This window comes from Peribacillus sp. NPDC097197, from assembly GCF_050278025.1.
GTDB lineage: Bacteria > Bacillota > Bacilli > Bacillales > DSM-1321 > Peribacillus.
Window position 1 is genome coordinate 65460 of sequence record NZ_JBNNST010000006.1, and the last position, 18805, is coordinate 84264.

The window sequence follows — 18805 nt, forward strand, 5'->3', positions numbered from 1 at the left end:
AGCTCTTGCAAGAAAGCGTATTTTTCTATAAAATTAGTACCAGGTAATAATAGATGATAATAATAACTCATAAAAATATAAGGGGTTGGCTGAAATGAATGCTGGTATATTAGGGCTTGGTCGTTACTTACCCGAGAAAATCGTCACAAATGCGGACTTAGAGAAAGTCATGGATACGTCGGACGAGTGGATTCGTACTCGGACAGGTATCGAACAAAGAAGAATAGCCAATGATGAAACAGAAACTTCCGATATGGCTTATGGCGCAGCAAAAGCTGCTTTAGATAATGCAGGCATTTCAGCTGAGGATATAGATTTAATCCTTGTCGCAACTGTTACACCCGATCGGCCTTTTCCTTCCATCGCTTGTATGATCCAGGAAATGTTGGGTGCGAAGAAAGCAGCTGCAATGGATGTTAGTGCAGCATGTGCTGGCTTCATGTATGCTATGATTACGGCGCAGCAATTTATTAAGACAGGTGCTTACAAGCATGTATTGATTGTTGGGGTTGAGAAACTATCCAAGATCACTAACTGGGATGATCGCAATACCGCTGTCCTTTTTGGGGATGGAGCTGGGGCTGCTGTCGTGGGACCTGTATCAGAAGGCAGGGGAATTCTTTCTTTTGAATTAGGTGCAGATGGATCTGGTGCTAAGCATCTATTCCAAGATGGGGAATTCATCACGATGAATGGACGAGAAGTATTTAAATTTGCTGTCCGTCAAATGGGAGAATCCAGCCTGAATGTATTGGATAAAGCAGGATTGACCAAAGAGGATGTGGATTTACTAATCCCACATCAAGCCAATATTCGAATTATGGAGGCTTCAAGAGAACGTTTGGGCCTACCCGTTGAAAAAATGACAAAGACCGTTCATAAATATGGGAATACTTCATCAGCTTCCATACCAATTGCTCTTGTGGAAGAAATGGAAGCAGGTAGAATCAAAGAAGATGACTTGCTCGTCATGGTTGGTTTTGGTGGAGGACTCACGTGGGGAGCTATTGCCCTTAGATGGGGAAAATGAAAATAAAAGAAATATTTGAGTAAAGGAAGGAGCCATTGTAATGACGAATCGTCGTGTTGTTGTAACAGGGATTGGAGCTATTTCTCCAGTTGGAAATGATGCAGAAACTGGATGGAAGAATATAATTGAGGGGAAATCAGGGATTGGGCCATTAACTCGTCTTAATGCTGATGATTTTCCTGCTAAAGTGGCTGCAGAAATAAAGGACTTTGATATCGAAACATATATTAATCGTAAAGAAGCACGCAAAATGGATCGTTTTACGCATTATGCGATTGCAGCTTCAGTCATGGCTTTAAATGACAGTAAATTAGAAATAACGGATGAAAATGCAACGCGGGTAGGAGTCTGGATCGGTTCTGGAATCGGTGGGCTTGAGACACTTGAAACCCAGCACGAAAATTTCTTGAACAGGGGCTATAAGCGGGTTAGTCCATTTTTCGTACCCATGATGATACCAGATATGGCAGCGGGCCAGGTATCCATTTTACTGGGCGCTAAAGGGATCAACTCTTGCACCGTGACGGCTTGTGCAACGGGAACGAATTCCATCGGTGATGCATTTAAGGCCATTCAGCGTGGAGATGCCGATGCCATGATTACTGGTGGTGCAGAAGCGCCGATTACAAAAATGGCAGTTGCAGGATTCTGTGCGAACACAGCTCTATCCACCAATCCAGATCCTAATACGGCGAGCCGCCCATTTGATGCTAACCGTGATGGATTTGTCATCGGGGAAGGAGCAGGCGTGATCATTCTTGAGGAGTTAGAACATGCGTTAAACCGCGGAGCGTATATTTATGCTGAAATAGCTGGATACGGAACGACCGGAGATGCTTTTCATATTACGGCTCCAGCGCCTGGTGGAGAAGGTGGGGCAAGGGCAATGAAAATTGCGATTGAAGATGCAGGGTTAACACCGGAAGACATCCAATATGTTAATGCCCATGGTACAAGCACACCTTACAATGATAAATATGAAACGATGGCGGTCAAAGAAGTATTTGGGGAGCATGCTTCTAAACTAGCATTAAGCTCTACCAAATCAATGACAGGCCATATGCTGGGTGCAGCAGGTGGTATAGAGGCCATCTTTACGATTCAAGCAATCAGGGATAGCATCTTGCCCCCTACCATCAATATAGAAACACCGGATCCTGAGTGTGACTTGGACTATGTGCCAAATCAAGCAAGGGAATGTGAAATTAAGGCAGCTATCAGTAATTCATTAGGATTTGGCGGTCATAACGCCACTATCCTATTCAAGAAATATCAATAATCAAGAGTAATGAAGAGGAAGAGCAAATCTTGGGATTTGCTCTTTTTATGTTGGGAATAAGTAATGGGAATGATGTATCACTAAGCATTTTTGGAACATACAATAAAAGAGGATGAAGTAGTGGGGGCGAAACGGATGGGAGTTATTTCAACTAATGAGTGGATGGAAAAGGATTTTGACCATCCGGTTAAGATGATGGAGAAGTTGAAAGGGGAATTCTATGAACAGGTTAAAGAAGACATGATCTACCGCCATTTACAAAACCATGGAATGTACCTGCCCAATCCAAAAACGAAAAAAACCTTCGATGAACTGAAACAAAAAAATGTATGGGTCAAAACACAAAGTTTATTTACAACTTATAAGAAATTATGGGGGGGACCCGATATCCCCATTTATATCTTTCCTCTCGTAGCCTCTGGAAGGAAGCAACCGAATGAGAGTAAATCAGGATTGGCCTTTAAAGATAAATTATTTCTTTTTTACGATATCGATATAACCGAAAAAGAGATGGAAGCAGTGCTGATTCACGAATACCATCACGTCTGCCGTTTGCACCATTTAAAAAAGGCGGAAGAAAACTATACCCTACTCGATACAATGATCATGGAAGGACTCGCCGAGAGGACAGTCGGTAAGTATTTAGGAACGAAATACCTGGCAAAATGGACACAATTATATTCAGAAGAAAAGCTTCAGCATTTTTGGGACAGCTATCTAGTAGAAAACCTGAACAAGAAACGCACGGATCCGCTACATGATGCCCTTCTTCTGGGAAAAAAAGGGTATCCGGAGATGTTGGGGTATTGCAGTGGTTTTCATTTAGTGAAACAATTCAAAAATTTCTCCGTCAAAAAATCCTTTGCTATCCAATCTGAAGAATTCATAACAGAAAAGAGTTAATTTATACGTGGTTTATTTCAAAATCTGTTTTCTGAAATAGGAATAAATTGTATGGTTCCTGCCTATACTGATTGACAAACAGAAATTTGTTTAAGTGAGGGATGGATAATGTTATATCTTCATGATGTATGGGTTAACTGGTTTGAAGGAGAGGAAAATGGTTATAATATTTGTCATTTTCATGAATGGAGGAAGGATGATGGCATTGAACTGCTAGATCAAGTTCCTCTGATGAAAGTTTCAACAACTTTGTTTCACTACATAGAAAATGACCTATCTGAATTACCGAAGGCATTACTGAACGATGTCTACCAAAAAGCATATGCAAGGAAAAATCATGAACGCATTCAGCTTGACTACTGTTTTGTCGTGACCGATGGACATGGAATACTTGCTGTGGATACAATAGGCTACCATATTCCCATCCGGAAAAGCAGAATTATTCCTCGGCAGGAACAAATTGTTTATGACATGATCGAAAATCACGAAGAGATGGATTATACTTTTACGGAAAATCCTGAAAGCGAGAAAGAATATCATATTCTGTCTCCATCGCCCTTATTTATGAATGGATTGACAAGAAAAGAAAGGCAATTGAAACAGCTCCTTTTCATGGCCATGGATCAGTTATTCACAGCAAAGAATACGGCTGAAATTCGATACTGGTATACTGAATGGGCTCCTGAGAAATATGAGAGCATTCAGGATATGGACTTTCAGATAGCGTGGCTTGAGTTATATGAGGAAATGAAAACAGGTTGGTCTGAAAAACACCTTCAGCTATGTGAAAATTTAGTGAAAGGGCAACCCTTTTTCGAAAAACTTTGGCAAGTAGAAGCCGGCGATAGTCCATCCATATTATAGGTTCACAAAAAAAGACGATCCGTTGCGGATCGTCTTTTTCCATTATCTTTTTCTTCCAAGTCCCATGCCGTTGTACATTTTTCTAATCATCTTATTGGCTTCGATATTCGCCTTCTCTGCCCCACGATCTAAAATTTCATCAAGTTCAGGGGAATCGATCAAGCTATAGTAACGCTCTTGAATGGGTAGAATCTCTCCTAGTACCACTTGAGCTAAATCACCTTTAAAGTCGCCATATCCTTTTCCTGCATACATCTCTTCAATTTCAGCGTATGTTTTTCCACTGAAGATGGAGTAGATGGACATTAAGTTCGATACGCCCGCTTTATTTTCTTTATCATAACGAACGATGCCTTCAGAATCAGTTACTGCACTCTTAATGTTTTTCTCGATTTGTTTAGGATCGTCAAGTAGAGCAATCGTAGCTTTTTTATTAGGGTCGGATTTACTCATTTTCTTAGTCGGTTCTTGAAGCGACATTATTCGCGCTCCTGCCTTTGGAAGGCTGATTTCTGGTATTTTAAAGATATCGTTGTACCTATTATTGAATCGCTCAGCTAAATCTCGCGTTAATTCCAAGTGTTGTCTTTGATCTTCCCCAACAGGAACAACATCTGTATTGTACAGGAGAATATCTGCAGCCATCAGTGGCGGGTAGGTAAGAAGTGCAGAAGAAACGCCTTCCTTGCCGGCTGATTTATCTTTAAATTGGGTCATTCTCTCAAGTTCGCCAATATAAGCGATGCTTTGCAAAATCCAGCCTGCCTGGGCATGCGCGGGAACCTCTGATTGAATGAAGATCGTATTCTTTTCAGGGTCAATGCCGATTGCCAAATATAAGGCAGCGAGTGTTTTAATGTTTTTTCTTAATTTAAGTCGATCCTGCGGAACTGTAATTGCATGTTGGTCAACGATACAAAAGAAACAGTCATATTCATCCTGTAAGTTAACAAATTGCTTCATTGCTCCGATATAATTTCCTAATGTAACAGAACCAGATGGCTGAATGCCAGAGAAAATCCTTTTCAACTGCTAGTCACTCCTCTAAATACGTTTAATTAACTAATTGGATATTCGCTCTTCATTATTGTAAGGATAAATAGGGAAGTAATCCACTTCCTGTACAGCAAGTGTAAGAGAGCTCATTTATGTCTTGCAAGGCAGTACTCGCCAGGGAATGTCTACCTAGAGATACGAATTTTCCATTATACCTGTATTTTAGCATTTATTCTTAAGAAATGTAATCCAAACAGCATGCCCTTATTACAACTAATATATACGATGGGGTAAAAAAAGAAGGATTCGTAACTTATTGATTTTTAACCATCAATGGGGAATCGATTTTAGGGTAGGATAATGATATAGGAGATTGTTACACACCATTTTTTTTAAAAAAGTTTATTTTATAGGAATAAAGTTTTGCTGTTGTGGTATTAAACAAAAGAGTCTGTTGTAGATTTGAAGGGCGAATGAGGTGAAGATGTGAAATCGTTAAGTAAATGTATAGTGGCAGGAATGTGTTTGTTTTTGGTTCAGCAACCGGTCCATGCTGAGGATTTGGAACAAGCAAGAACTGTGGCGCTTGAGCAGAAAGAACTACCAAAGTTGGCCCCTAGATTCGTATATGATTCTGGATTGAAGTTTGATTATCCTGATGCAGTACGAGGGCTTTATGTTACAGGGCATGTAGCTGGTGGAAACAAGTTAAATGAACTCATACAATATGTAGACGAAACCGATTTGAATGCAATGGTCATCGATATTAAGGATGACAGGGGGAATGTTACCTATAAACCGGAAGACAAGGATTCCCCTTATTCGAATATTGGAAAGGATTACATAAGGAAACCGGTGGACATGTTAAAAAAGCTTGAGGATAAGAAGATTTATCCGATTGCCCGTGTCGTCGTTTTCAAGGATACCCTTCTTGCAAAGGAAAAACCACAATGGTCGTTTAAAGATGGCGATAAGGTCTGGAAGAATGGACGTGGTGAATCTTTCGTGAATCCATTCCTGAAAGAGGTATGGGATTATAACGTGGGGATTGCCATAGAAGCTGCGAAGATGGGATTCAAAGAAATTCAATTCGACTATGTCCGTTTTCCTGAAGGGTTCGAGAATAAAGAGGATGACCTAAAATATGATATGGGAGAGTATGAAAAAGGCAATAAGACCCATACTGAAAAACGGGTACAGGCCGTAACCGACTTTGTGGCCTACGCAAAAAAACAATTAGAGCCATATGGTGTGGAAGTATCAGTCGATATTTTCGGCTATGCCGCTACATTACCTGAAGCTCCTGGTATTGGGCAAAATTTCTCCAAGATTTCTGAAAATGTAGATGTCATCTCTTCGATGATTTATCCAAGTCACTGGACATCCTATTTCGGAATCGAAAAGCCGGATTTAAAACCGTATGAACTTGTTCGGGAATATGCAAAATTGGAGAACAAGAAATTGAAGGAACTAGAAACGCCGCCTACCTCTAGACCGTGGATTCAGGACTTCACTGCTTCATACTTGGGTGAGGGGAATTATCAAAAGTATGGTAAGGAACAAGTGGAAGCCCAAATTAAAGCGTTAAATGATAACGGAATTGATGAATATCTATTATGGAATGCTGCAAACCGCTATACAAAAGGGGTAGACTACACCCCATAAACCATCAGATGACCGATATGTACACAAGCGGTCATCTGGACTCCCGAAGAATCATCGCTTATGTTTCTTCCCGCCGACTTGATTCCATCCCGACTGAATTCGTTTCGATTGATTGAAAATGTGGGAATGAGTTTTACCACCAAACCACTTTTCCCCAATGGCATTCGTCAGGACACCATTTATGGCTGTGATCCCAATTACGCAGACAGCAACTAAAATTAAATCTATAAGGTAAGTAAGCATGGATACCCCCTCAATAATTTCAATTTATTTACAGTCTATTGTAAACGATAAGCAAAAGCGTGGAAAGATAAAATTTGAAGAGGAGATGAAATCGTGAATTGGTATGATAAACTAAATCAATATTTTCCAATTGAAGAAATGAAGTCAAAAGAACATATAGAAATTTTATTGAAGGATAAACAAGACATCTATAAAAAGGATGAAGGGCCTGACCATGTTCTACTATATGTGGAAGGTAAGGAATTTATTTTCGTCGATTATTTATTCGTCGGCAAAAATGCCCGGGGTCAAGGCCTTGGAAAGAAATTGATTCATCAATTGCAAGAAAAACAAAAGACCATTTTCCTTGAAGTCGAGCCAGTGCAGGAAAATGACGTGGACACGTCAAAACGATTAAGATTTTATCAAAGAGAAGGCTTTTTACATGCTTCTTCTATCGCCTATAATAGAAAATCGTTGGCTACTGAAGAAGATACGCCGATGGAAATCCTTTATTGGCCGGCACATGATGCTGTTAAAGAAGAAGATGTATTCAATTATATGAAAAAGATTTACTCTGAAATTCATACGCATAAAGATAAGCATCTATATGGAAAATCGTATCAATCAGTAGACGAAGTATTGAATATAGAAACAGAAGTGGAAAGTGATAGGGTTTAAAAAGATATGAAATGACACAGGAGCCGACTAAATTCGTCGGCTCTTTTATATCGTGGTGCGGAATGCATATTTATTTTCCGTCCCTGTAAATGATGATTTGTATGGAGCATGCATTTAATTTAATTGATTTAAGCAGTCAAAAGGAGGGTTTTTAAGAAGGAAGAAGGAATTAAAGGATACTTAAAGAAATTATAAATGATAATCACTAGTTTATAGCTAAAAAAAGGGGGTAAATAAAAAGTAATGAGCAAATGAAAAAAATAAAGGGAAAATGAGGGGCAATTTGCAACTTAAATGAGAATAATAGGTGCATATTTTCAATTAGAAAATAGCGTTGTAATGTATTACATAAAAAAACGAAGTGCCTATAGTACAGATGAAATAGGAAGTTATAAAGGATAGTTTCAATTTTGAAAAAGGGTATTCATTTTAAATGAATTAGTGTATAATTAATTAAAAGAAATGCTTATTTAAAATTATTTCAAATTAGAATCGTAGTTGTGAATGATAATAGATTTCCCCTCATAGATCACCGATTCTATATTTAGGGAGTGTGGGTAAACATGGTAACATTATATACATCCCCAAGTTGTACGTCATGCAGAAAAGCAAAAGCATGGTTAGAGGAACATGAGATTGGTTATACAGAAAGAAATATTTTCTCGGAACCTCTTTCAATAGAGGAAATCAAAGAAATTCTACGTATGACGGAAGATGGTACGGATGAAATCATCTCAACCAGATCAAAAACGTTTCAAAAGTTAAATGTTAACTTAGAGAGCTTGCCTCTACAAGAGTTATATAAATTGATTAAAGAAAACCCTGGTTTGCTAAGACGCCCGATTATCCTTGATGAGAAGCGTCTTCAAGTTGGGTATAACGAAGATGAGATTCGTCGTTTCTTACCACGGAAAGTACGTACGTTCCAATTGCTAGAAGCACAACGTATGGTAAATTAATGAATAAGTGTTTTCCAAGCTCTGCTGAGAATAGTGCAGAGCTTTTTGTTTATACATATATCTTTTTCTTGGGGCGACAAGGCTCTTGTGACAATGGTCAGGGCGGGATTGGATAAATAAAGCATGTAAATAACCATTAACTGTATACAATATAGAATATGAATGAAATACGGCACCGTCTTCGTGAAAGTTGCATATGAACGATTTTTTTTATAAAATGAATGGAATATTAGGCAAACAATTGTTTTTATGATATTGATGTTTTTTATTTCCCTTCTTCAAGGTTTTGTCATAAAATGAGGTAAAATAGTCTGTTTTAATGTAGCATGATTTACAGTATGAACTTTTGGGTAAAGAGCTTTTAAGAGCAATTTTCGCTTGGGGGTTATTATCCCTTCAAAATGAGAAAGGAAGGGAGAGGGGAATCATGGAAATCGAACGTATTAATGATGATACAGTAAAATTTTATATATCCTATATAGATATCGAGGAAAGAGGCTTCGACCGGGAAGAAATTTGGTATAGCCGTGAGAGAAGTGAAGAACTTTTTTGGGAAATGATGGATGAAGTGCATCAGGAAGAGGAATTCATGATTGAAGGTCCGTTATGGATTCAAGTTCAAGCATTGGAAAAAGGCTTGGAAGTCTTGGTCACAAAAGCCCAACTTGCCAAAGATGGTCAGAAACTTGAGTTGCCTCTATCGGATGATAAGTTAAAAGAGTTAAGTGTAACAGACAAAGTAGATACGCTTCTTGATCAACACTTTGAAGGTAAAGATGAAGAGAGCACCATGACATTTGAAGATGGGATGATTGAATTCATCACAATATTCGAGGATTTTGAAGATGTCATTTCTTTAAGCAAGCGTTCTGGTTTGGATACCTGGACAACGAAGCTTTATGCTTATCAAAATAAATATTATCTATATATTGAATTTTCCGAAGCTGAAATTGACGAGGAAGAAATTGATAATGTCTTAAGTCTATTGTTGGAATACAGCGAGGAATCCCCAATAACGGTACACATGCTTGATGAATACGGAAAAGTAGTCATAGAAAATGATGTACTCTCCACAGTAGATAAATATTTCGCATAATATTTTTAGGCCGATTTCTTAGAAATCGGTTTTTTTTACCCTTGATAAGTCATGCACCTCAACAGAAGCTTTTACGTGCACCTGCGTTTTGTAATTGGAGGTAGTCATAAATGAACGGGAAGGTTGGTTTAAGTTTTCTAGTACTTGTACTCATGTTAGGTAGCCCATGGTATCTCCTACTGGAAGAAGTGGGGGTTAGGGGGTATCTAAGTCTGTTGTTGGCCCTTTCGTTGGTGATCATTGGATTTAATATTTTTATCGAAAATCGTCATCCCATTCAAACGATCACATGGATCATTGCATTTGGGGCTTTTCCTGTTATCGGGTTCATCTTTTATTTGTTGTTTGGCGGGAATTTTCGAAAAGAGAGAAAGTTTCGTAGGAAGTATTTTTTGGATAAGCATGAGTTCCTTAAACGCGGCACGGAAGTAGATACCTGGGAAAAACGGGGAGTGAAGTTGCGTCATCGAAGGTTATTTTCCCTCGCTGAAAAGCTTGGAAACAGTTCCATTTCGTTTGCATCGAAAACCCGAATACTAACAAATGGAAAAGAGACGTATGCTAGTATCCTGAAGCAACTGAGGAAAGCTAAACACCATATTCATTTGGAATATTATATTGTACGGGATGATGACAGTGGTTGCACTTTGAAGGATATCTTGATCCAAAAGGCAAAAGAAGGGGTGCGGGTACGCTTTTTATATGATGCGGTGGGATGTTGGTCCCTGGCCCGCCCTTATATTGATGAAATGAGGGATTCAGGCGTAGAGATTGTTCCCTTTGGACCCATCCATCTTCCTTTCATAAATAGTACGTTCAATTTTCGGAATCATCGAAAAATGATTATTGTCGATGGGACCATTGGTTTTATCGGTGGCCTTAATATTGGCGATGAATATTTGGGGCTAAATGTGAATTACGGGGCTTGGCGTGATACTCACCTTTTGGTAGAAGGTGAAGCGGTCCGAACGCTACAGCTCATCTTTTCACAGGATTGGTACTATAGTACAAACCAAAGCTATTTGTCGGATGCCTATATTGGTACAAGTCAGCCAGTTTTGCAGGACCTTGGTGGCGTACAAATGATAGCCGGTGGTCCTGATTGTGAATGGACGGTTATTAAGAACCTTTTTTTCAGCATGATAAATTCGGCGGAAAAGTCCATCTGGATTGCATCTCCCTATTTCGTCCCTGATGAGGATATTTTTCAGGCATTGAAGGTGGCGGGCCTGAGTGGATTGGATGTGCGAATACTGGTCCCGAGGAACCCAGATAAGTGGATTGTATTCCATGCTTCAAGAACGTACTTTTCTGAGCTCTTGGAAGCAGGGGTCAGGATATTTCAATATAATGAGGGCTTCATGCATAGCAAGATTGTCATAGTGGATAACGAATTGGCTTCAATTGGCAGCGCTAATATCGATATGAGGAGCTTCCATTTGAATTTCGAAGTCAATGCCTTCCTTTACCGTACAGAGAGTACACAGACGCTAGTAGATGATTATTTGAAGGATCTAAAGGTATCACAGGAAATACAGTTGAAAGTATTTTCCAATCGTAACTTTGGTCTGAAAGTTTTGGAATCCACTTGCAGATTATTGTCACCGCTCCTATGATGATCCATTTATGCCATCACGGCATTTTTTTTATTTTAAAGGAATTTTCCAGGCCAAGGGAGAATGGATATAGTAGGAGGGGAGGAGAAATATGCTTAGTGCAATGAAAGAGGATGGGACATGGATCACCCTTCCTGAAAAACTGACGGGAAACCAGCTCCTGGCAATGAAGGCATCAACAGGATATTTCTGTCCCTGCTGTAAAACAGAAGTGATGATCAAAGCCGGAATGATAAAAATCCCTCATTTTGCCCACAAGAATAATACTTCGTGCCATGCTTCATCGGAACCTGAATCCACTTATCATTTAATGGGGAAAAGAAACCTGTATCAATGGTTGGTATCACATAAGTTTCATGCGAAGTTAGAAGCCTATATTCCCGCAATCAAGAGAAGGACGGATATATTGTTGACAATCGATGATCAGCGCTACGCGATAGAATTCCAGTGCTCCATCATTTCCGAGGCTGACTTCCATGAACGGACAAGAGCCTATCAAAGTGTGAAAGTCATACCCATTTGGATCATGGGCGCCAAGCAATTGAAACGAAAGAGTAAATATGAATTCAGTCTATCTGCCTTTCAGTGGCTATTTGTCAGTGGTACGTATCAGCATCCATTTCTGTGGATGTATTGTCCTGAATCTCATCAACTATCCGCATTGAAAAACATGACCCCTTTCTCAAAAAGAAGCGTTTTGGCAGAACTGACCACAGCCCCTTTAAATCTTCTATCCCCCAATCAAATGACACCTCGATATTGTGATGCCTTTCCTTTTTTGATGGCTTGGAGAAAGAAACGGAAAAGCTGGTGCCTCCACCGGGTAAGAACAGCAAAAAGGAGCGATCCTATCTTTTATGGCCTCTATACCCATCACCTTTCTCCTGCAACGATTCCCATAGAAATCGGTGTTCCAATTCAAGGCATGCACCTAATCGAGACACCGGCAATCGAATGGCAAGCTTGGCTATACATGGATGTGTTTCAAAAGAAAAAAATCGGGGAAAAAATTGAAATGAATGAAGTGCTCGGTCATTTCAATAGACGAATCAAGCTGGGGAATATCAGGCAGCGCCCTTTACCTCTTATCAAAGAGAAAGATGTGGGAAACCCTGTAAGAAAGTATATTCAGTTATTAGAAAAGCTGGGATATTTAAAAGAGTGGAAAGAAGGAATCTTTACGGTTACCACTCCGTTTACTGTGCCGATTACAAGTGATCAAAGTGAGGCTTTAGAAAGAATTTTCTATCAACAGAGCAAGATTATGATAGAAAAGGCATATATCCATTATAATGAGTTATAACCACTCTATTCCTTTTGACTGGGTTGTAGCAGGATTATGATGGTGAACGCAGAATAGTATGGAGTAAGAGAAGTATCGTATTGCATGGGAAATGCAAATGGCTCAGGAAGTAAATAAGTCGTACATGCCCTGGTAAAGATAAGGGTAATAAGGGTAAGTTTTATTAGAATGGAGAGGAATTTATTATGACACAGGAAACTAAAGTGAACACATTACCTTCAAGAAGTGAGATTCCGGCTAAAGATACATGGAGACTTGAGGATATATATGCGACGGAGGAAGATTGGGAAGCAGCCTTCAAAGATGTAAAAGAACAGCTGTTGAAAGCGGAAGCATATAAAGGAACATTGGGTGAAAGCGCTGAAAAGCTATTTGCGGCACTTCAATTCCAAGATGAAGTATTTGAAAAGATGGGTAAAGTGTATGCGTATTCACATATGCGTAACGACCAGGATACAACGAATCCCTTTTATCAAGGAATGGAAGACAGGGCGAAGGCACTGTATGCTCAGGCTGCCGCAGCCTTCTCATATATCGTTCCAGAACTGTTAAGCATTGATGAAAACAAAGTCCAGGAATTTTTGGAGGAAAAAGAAGAACTAAAGTTATATAAACATTCTTTGGAGGAAATCAACCTACAGAGACCGCATATTTTAAATGCAGAACAGGAGTCATTACTGGCTCAGGCCTCCGAAGTACTCGATAATTCCGGCAATATCTTCAGCATGTTGAATAATGCGGATTTGAAGTTCCCCGTTATTAAAGATGAAGAGGGCAATGAAGTGGAAATCACTCATGGAAGGTATATTCGTTTCCTTGAGAGCGAAGACCGCCGTGTCCGTCAAGACGCATTTAAGGGCATATACAGCAAGTATGGAGAGTTCCGTAATACATTTGCTTCTACCTTATCAGGTGAAGTGAAGAATCATAACTTCAACGCAACAGTACGTAAATATGAATCCGCGCGCCAGGCGGCATTAAGTAATAATAATATTCCAGAAAGTGTATACGATAACCTCGTTCAAACGGTCAATGACAATTTGCCATTGTTACATCGTTATCTCGACTTACGCAAAAAGGTTCTCGAGTTAGACGAGCTTCATATGTATGATTTATTCGCTCCGCTCGTAAAAGAAGTGAAGATGGAAGTGACGTATGATGAGGCGAAGGAATATGTACTTAAAGGACTTGCCCCACTTGGAGAAGACTATATAAATGTCTTAAAGGAAGGGTTTGAGAATCGCTGGGTGGATGTACAAGAGAATGTAGGGAAAAGAAGCGGGGCCTATTCCTCTGGAACATATGGAACCAATCCGTATATTTTAATGAATTGGCAGAATAACGTGAATAACCTATTCACCCTTGTTCATGAATTTGGTCATTCGGTCCATAGCTACTATACCCGTAAACACCAACCGTATCCTTATGGGAATTATTCGATTTTTGTAGCGGAGGTTGCTTCTACTTGTAACGAAAACCTGTTGAACGATTACTTGCTGAATACGATAGATGATGAAAAGAAACGTATCTATTTATTGAATCATTACTTAGAAGGCTTCCGTGGTACACTGTTCCGTCAAACGATGTTTGCCGAGTTCGAACATACCATCCATAAAAAGGCACAGAATGGGGAAGCGTTAACCGCTGATATGTTGACGAAGGAATATTATGAACTTAACAAGAAATATTTTGGAGAGAATGTAGTGATTGATGAGGAAATCGGTCTTGAATGGGCACGTATTCCACACTTCTACTATAATTACTATGTTTATCAATATGCGACAGGAATTAGTGCAGCTACTGCTCTAAGTAAACAGATTCTCACAGAAGGAGAACCAGCTGTCAAACGATATTTGGAATTCTTGAAATCAGGAAGTTCAGATTATCCGATTGAGGTATTAAAAAAGGCGGGCGTCGACATGACGAAGACTGAACCTGTACAAGAAGCGTTGAACGTATTCGAAGAAAAGTTAAATGAATTGGAACAGCTTTTAACAAAATAAATGGCAAAAGAGCCAACCGCCTACAGAAAAAGTCGGTTGGCTCTTTTATGTATGTTGCTATAGACCTTTAAATCGATTTCTCTGATTGAAGCTATGAAGAATAATGAAAAAAACAAAAAACAAGATGGGGGAAGTGACATACAAAGGAATGAGCTGCATGATTCCAAGTAGTTGGATGAATAAGGAGCTGATCAGGAGGATAAGTAAAATCGTACTTCTCAAAACTAGCACCTCCGCTAAATGGAATGGAAAGATGTCGGTACACTTTCTTTAAATAATATGTTTTGAAGAAAGAGGTTATTCGGAGAATATGACAATAATGTGAAATGAAGCACAATCTACTTGCACTGTTTAGATGAAATCTGATATAGTACAGATATAGAAGTTATCACATCCAACTTATACCCCTTTGTTGATTCGTGAAATTTCTCCCATCCCCTTATTCGTATAAATAGATAAAGGCCCGGCAAATTTCGCGATTTGCCGGGCTTTTATCTATTTATCAAACTCTAGAAAAGTGAGTAAGGAAAAATAAAAGAAAATGAACTTGGCTATAGAATGAAACGAGATTCATTCTCGAAAAATTTGAATTATTCACTTGTGAACAATTTGTGAAATAAGACACAAAGTAGTTGAAAGTGGGTCGCTCACCTGGTATATTACTGACATGAAGTAATTCACATCTAAACTTATACCCCTTTGTTTGATCGTGAAGATTTCTCCCATCCCCTATTGTTCGTATTAATAGATAAGAAAACCCGGTAAATTCCCCAATTTACCGGGTTTTCTTGTTGTTGGATGTCTTCATTCAGTAATTTGCGAAAATGGTGGATGAAAGACCAACGGAAAAAAAGTGAACAAAATGTGAAATTATGCACAAAGTGATTGAAATATGGTCTAGCTATCTGTTATATTACTAACATGAAGTAATCACACCAAACTTATACCCCTTTGTTTGATCGTGAAATTTCTCCATCCCCTTTGTTCGTATAAATATACAGAAAACCGGTGAATTCCCCAATTCACCGGTTTTCTTGTATTTAAATGGAGGAAGAAGCTATTTCTTCCGAATTCATAAAAGAAAAAGTGAACATATTGTGAACTTATACACAAATCAGTTGATGAAATGATGGAAAATCTGTTATAGTACTAAATGAAGTGAATCACATCTAAACTTATACCCCTTTGTTTGATCGTGTAAATTTCCCATCCCCTTTTGTTCAAATATATGAATAAAAAGACAAAGCCCGGCAAATTCCCCAATTTGCCGGGCTTTTTGTGTAGATGAGAGGGGGCGTTCGATAAGACCGTCATTTCGTCGGCTTTTCGGTGTACCTCCAAAATGTTCCGTACTTAGCAGGTATTTTTTCTGCCACTTGTTTTAAAACGAGCTTTTTCATTTCCAGCTCCACGGTACTTTTACTCATATTATAGACCGTTTCAATTTCTTTGGTGGCCACTAGTTTAAAACAACGTATAAACTCCTCAAGAGAAGGTGGCTCAGCTGGGTCTGGGAGACCATTTAAGATGTCCCTCAATATCTGAACGTATACCTCATAGGAATATACCCCAGAAACCTTAATTCCTTCTTCCTCAATATTTTGATTGAAGAATACGAGTGAAGGAATTTCAGTGACCTCCATTTCACTTGTGATTTTCAAGTCACATTGAAAGCCTTTGGATGCACTGGAGGAGTTTATGTCATGAAGAAATTCTTCTACATCCAACCCTACGCTTTGAGCACATTCGGTCAGTACCTTGATATTGGAAATATCCTTTTTTCCAATGAATACGTATTCTTGAAGCTGCCTTAAGAAACGAATGGCTAGTTTTCTACCCTGTAATTCGGCTGCTTTAATGGCTATGGATGCAGCGTAGGGAGAGGAAATGGGATTTTCGGTCCATAAGCTTCCATCACAAGACATTCCAGAACGGCTGGCTGTCTTTTCCCAAACTTGGGCGATGTTTTCGAAGTTTTTATGATTGCCGATATTTAGTGAATTAATCTTTCCGCTTAAAACATGACGTAGGCTGAATAACTGGCCATATTCCACCTGCAATTTTCTTATGATTGGTTCAAGGCCCCAGCATTCAGGGCAAAGTGGATCAACAAAAACATAGATTTCTAATGGTTTCTTTCCTACATCATAACAATGTTGTGTTTTTATCCAATCGGAAATATTGAAAACTGGTTTTTGTGTGCTCAACTGTCTTCTCCTTTCCCGTCTATACCGGATGTATTGATCATATGCTGTGCTGTCAAATAGAGGCGATGGTAGAAAAATTCGCGAATTTCACCTTCAAGACCAATTTCGTCCATAGCGTGATACATGCAGGAAAGCCATGCTTTTGTACGATCTGGTGTAATTTCAAAAGGTATATGTCGAGCCCGCAACATAGGGTGACCGTGTTCCGAGGTGTATAAGGAAGGCCCCCCTAAATATTGCGTCATGAATTGTTTTTGTTTACGGACTGTCTCTGATAAATCGTCAGGAAAAATCGGTTTCAGTTCCGGATGTTGACTAACGTTGGAGTAAAATGCATCAATTAACTTGTGTAATTGTCCCTCTCCAATTAATTCATATGGTGTAGGGTTCTCTTTCGTCATGTTGATTACTCCTTTAAAAGAAAGATGTTTGATATTTAATCATATTTTAACAATCGCTTACTCATATAACAAATATCTAGCTTCAATAATACTTCCCCATAATGTTTTTTCACAAATGGAGGAGGGGAATTTTGCAGTTGTTCAAGCTGTTTTCGAAAAAATATCAACGATAAAAATAGCCGACCCAGAAGAAGGGTCGGCTAATGATTTCAGCTCATAAAGTTATTGAACACTTTCTGAACATAATTTTGCGTTTCGGAAAAAGGCGGTATGCCGTTGTATTTATCGACGTTACCCGGTCCGGCATTATAGGCTGCAAGGGCCATTTGGACATCCCCGTTATAACGGGAGAGCATCTGGCTTAAGTATTTACTCCCACCCATGATATTTTGCTTGGGATCGGTTATGTCTTCTACTCCCAGACTTCTTGCGGTCGCAGGCATCAACTGCATGAGCCCTGCTGCCCCAGCGTAGCTTGTCGCTGATGGGTTAAAATTGGATTCCTGTTTAATCACTGACTTAATCAATTTTTCCGGAAGGTTATATAGAGTCGCGGCCTCGCTGATCATATCATCAAAGTTCGTGACCGTCTCGCTTGTCTTTTTTTCTGGGAGAGCGGTTGTCAACGGGTTGTTGAGTGAATGTATCGTGTTGGATTGAAGGATGGACTTTGCCTCAGTTTCTACGTTAGACAGAAGGGACCCCAATGATTGCGATGTGTTTTCCAAAGTATCGCTTGACATGAGTCCCGTCAGCATTTCCTGAAACATTGATCGCGACGAGGATGTATTCGTGATAGTGCCTGTCGAGAATTGTTGTATGGCTTGTAAATCCATCAATGTCCTAAAGTCCTGAACTTTCAAATGTACCACCTCCATATCTATTTTTGGTCGGATTTAATCACTGAATTTCGCCCGATAGAATCTCTTTACTTTATTTTCGGTTTTCCGTACCGGAATTTGAAGTGATTCTAGAAGTTTAAAAAACTTTTTTTGCCCATCGGCCCGATCCGTCACTTCATATTCGAGCTCGTAATCCTCATGTCCCAAATATGAGCTATGATCTAAAACAAGCAAACCTCCCTGGAATGGGAATTCTGAACGGTCCGTTTGTAAAGTGCCAAAACATGTGAAATCCTCTGGAATTAGATTATTTTCTATAATCAGGTCATGAACAGGGCCTTCAGGGAAAATTCCTTCTTTTAAGAAGGAATTTGCGATATCCTTCGTGATCGCTTGATTGGTTTCCAATAGACCCTCGCTTGCGGGTTGCTTCAAGGTTAACTCGTACTGGCCATTTTTCTCCCGTATACGGAGGGCTGAGTTCTGACCTTTCAACTGAAATTTTGCTGTATCAAAATAGTGATTTTGCTGAGTTTTGAAGGTTGATGAATGTACTTGAAAGTGGTCCAAAAGCTGTTTGAATTCTTTTTCATTCAAAAGGTTCTTAAATTCAATTTCGATATGTTGATCCATGATTTATCCCTCTCCAAGCTGTTATTTTAGTTTAATCATATAAGAACCATTCGAGCTGTCAAATCGAATGAATATTTTTTCATTATCATACTTGAATATTTAGGA

Annotated in this window: 17 protein-coding genes; 11 read left to right on the forward strand and 6 right to left on the reverse strand. The window is 39.2% G+C overall.

Translation table 11 applies throughout. The features are described 5' to 3' along the window. The first annotated feature begins 94 nt into the window (after positions 1-94). The 4 genes from ACQKL6_RS09810 to ACQKL6_RS09825 all read left to right on the forward strand — a co-directional run bounded on the left by ACQKL6_RS09810 (position 95) and on the right by ACQKL6_RS09825 (position 4076). Complete coding sequence (locus ACQKL6_RS09810) at positions 95-1030, forward strand: beta-ketoacyl-ACP synthase III (protein WP_402867785.1); 936 nt, start codon at positions 95-97, stop codon at positions 1028-1030. Positions 1031-1070: 40 nt separating this feature from the next. Continuing rightward, complete coding sequence (gene fabF, locus ACQKL6_RS09815; RefSeq protein ID WP_402867786.1) at positions 1071-2309, forward strand: beta-ketoacyl-ACP synthase II; 1239 nt, start codon at positions 1071-1073, stop codon at positions 2307-2309. A 90-nt stretch (positions 2310-2399) separates the two neighbouring features. After that, positions 2400-3212, forward strand: coding sequence for a DUF2268 domain-containing protein (locus ACQKL6_RS09820; RefSeq protein WP_427651018.1), 813 nt, complete (start codon positions 2400-2402; stop codon positions 3210-3212). A gap of 108 nt (positions 3213-3320) precedes the next feature. Continuing rightward, positions 3321-4076, forward strand: coding sequence for a YjbA family protein (locus ACQKL6_RS09825; RefSeq protein WP_402867788.1), 756 nt, complete (start codon positions 3321-3323; stop codon positions 4074-4076). A gap of 42 nt (positions 4077-4118) precedes the next feature. Here ACQKL6_RS09825 and trpS read toward each other — a convergent pair whose 3' ends face one another. Continuing rightward, the gene (gene trpS / locus ACQKL6_RS09830; RefSeq protein WP_402867789.1) at positions 4119-5105 is read right to left on the reverse strand and encodes a tryptophan--tRNA ligase; all 987 of its coding nucleotides are present in this window, start codon (positions 5103-5105) and stop codon (positions 4119-4121) included. 453 nt (positions 5106-5558) lie between these two features. On the opposite strand from trpS, the gene ACQKL6_RS09835 reads away from it, so the two are divergent. Continuing rightward, positions 5559-6737 carry a putative glycoside hydrolase gene (locus tag ACQKL6_RS09835; protein WP_402867790.1) on the forward strand — a complete coding sequence of 393 codons (1179 nt, stop codon included), beginning with the start codon at positions 5559-5561 and terminating at the stop codon, positions 6735-6737. 51 nt (positions 6738-6788) lie between these two features. On the opposite strand, the gene ACQKL6_RS09840 is transcribed toward ACQKL6_RS09835, so the two are convergent. Beyond that, on the reverse strand, positions 6789-6980 hold the full coding sequence (locus tag ACQKL6_RS09840) for a hypothetical protein (protein ID WP_402955871.1): 192 nt from the start codon (positions 6978-6980) through the stop codon (positions 6789-6791). Between the two features lie 93 nt (positions 6981-7073). Here ACQKL6_RS09840 and ACQKL6_RS09845 point away from each other — a divergent pair, with 93 nt between their 5' ends. The 6 genes from ACQKL6_RS09845 (at position 7074) to pepF (ending at position 14617) form a co-directional block, all read left to right on the forward strand. Beyond that, complete coding sequence (locus ACQKL6_RS09845; protein ID WP_402867792.1) at positions 7074-7640, forward strand: GNAT family N-acetyltransferase; 567 nt, start codon at positions 7074-7076, stop codon at positions 7638-7640. Positions 7641-8203: 563 nt separating this feature from the next. Then, the gene (spxA, locus tag ACQKL6_RS09850) at positions 8204-8599 is read left to right on the forward strand and encodes a transcriptional regulator SpxA (RefSeq protein WP_402867793.1); all 396 of its coding nucleotides are present in this window, start codon (positions 8204-8206) and stop codon (positions 8597-8599) included. A gap of 427 nt (positions 8600-9026) precedes the next feature. Then, positions 9027-9695, forward strand: a complete 669-nt coding sequence (gene mecA, locus ACQKL6_RS09855) for an adaptor protein MecA (RefSeq protein ID WP_402867794.1) — start codon at positions 9027-9029, stop codon at positions 9693-9695. A gap of 110 nt (positions 9696-9805) precedes the next feature. Beyond that, positions 9806-11311 (forward strand): cardiolipin synthase, encoded by a 1506-nt coding sequence (gene cls, locus ACQKL6_RS09860; RefSeq protein ID WP_427651019.1) that lies wholly within the window; start codon positions 9806-9808, stop codon positions 11309-11311. A gap of 91 nt (positions 11312-11402) precedes the next feature. After that, positions 11403-12614: a competence protein CoiA gene (locus ACQKL6_RS09865; protein WP_407408649.1), complete on the forward strand. Its 1212-nt coding sequence runs from the start codon at positions 11403-11405 to the stop codon at positions 12612-12614. Positions 12615-12799: 185 nt separating this feature from the next. Continuing rightward, on the forward strand, positions 12800-14617 hold the full coding sequence (gene pepF / locus ACQKL6_RS09870) for an oligoendopeptidase F (protein ID WP_427651020.1): 1818 nt from the start codon (positions 12800-12802) through the stop codon (positions 14615-14617). Between the two features lie 1310 nt (positions 14618-15927). On the opposite strand, the gene ACQKL6_RS09875 is transcribed toward pepF, so the two are convergent. The 4 genes from ACQKL6_RS09875 to ACQKL6_RS09890 form a co-directional block, all read right to left on the reverse strand. Next, on the reverse strand, positions 15928-16824 hold the full coding sequence (locus ACQKL6_RS09875; RefSeq protein ID WP_402867798.1) for a ClpXP adapter SpxH family protein: 897 nt from the start codon (positions 16822-16824) through the stop codon (positions 15928-15930). Next, entirely contained in the window at positions 16821-17225 is a 405-nt protein-coding gene (locus tag ACQKL6_RS09880) for a globin (RefSeq protein WP_427651021.1), read from the reverse strand. Before ACQKL6_RS09880 ends, ACQKL6_RS09875 begins: the two co-directional genes overlap by 4 nt. 209 nt (positions 17226-17434) lie before the next feature. Next, a complete protein-coding gene (locus ACQKL6_RS09885) occupies positions 17435-18097 on the reverse strand; it encodes a lytic transglycosylase domain-containing protein (protein WP_402987452.1) in 663 nt (220 codons plus the stop codon). 24 nt (positions 18098-18121) lie between these two features. Next, positions 18122-18700 (reverse strand): CYTH domain-containing protein, encoded by a 579-nt coding sequence (locus ACQKL6_RS09890; protein WP_402867800.1) that lies wholly within the window; start codon positions 18698-18700, stop codon positions 18122-18124. Positions 18701-18805 lie beyond the last annotated feature (105 nt).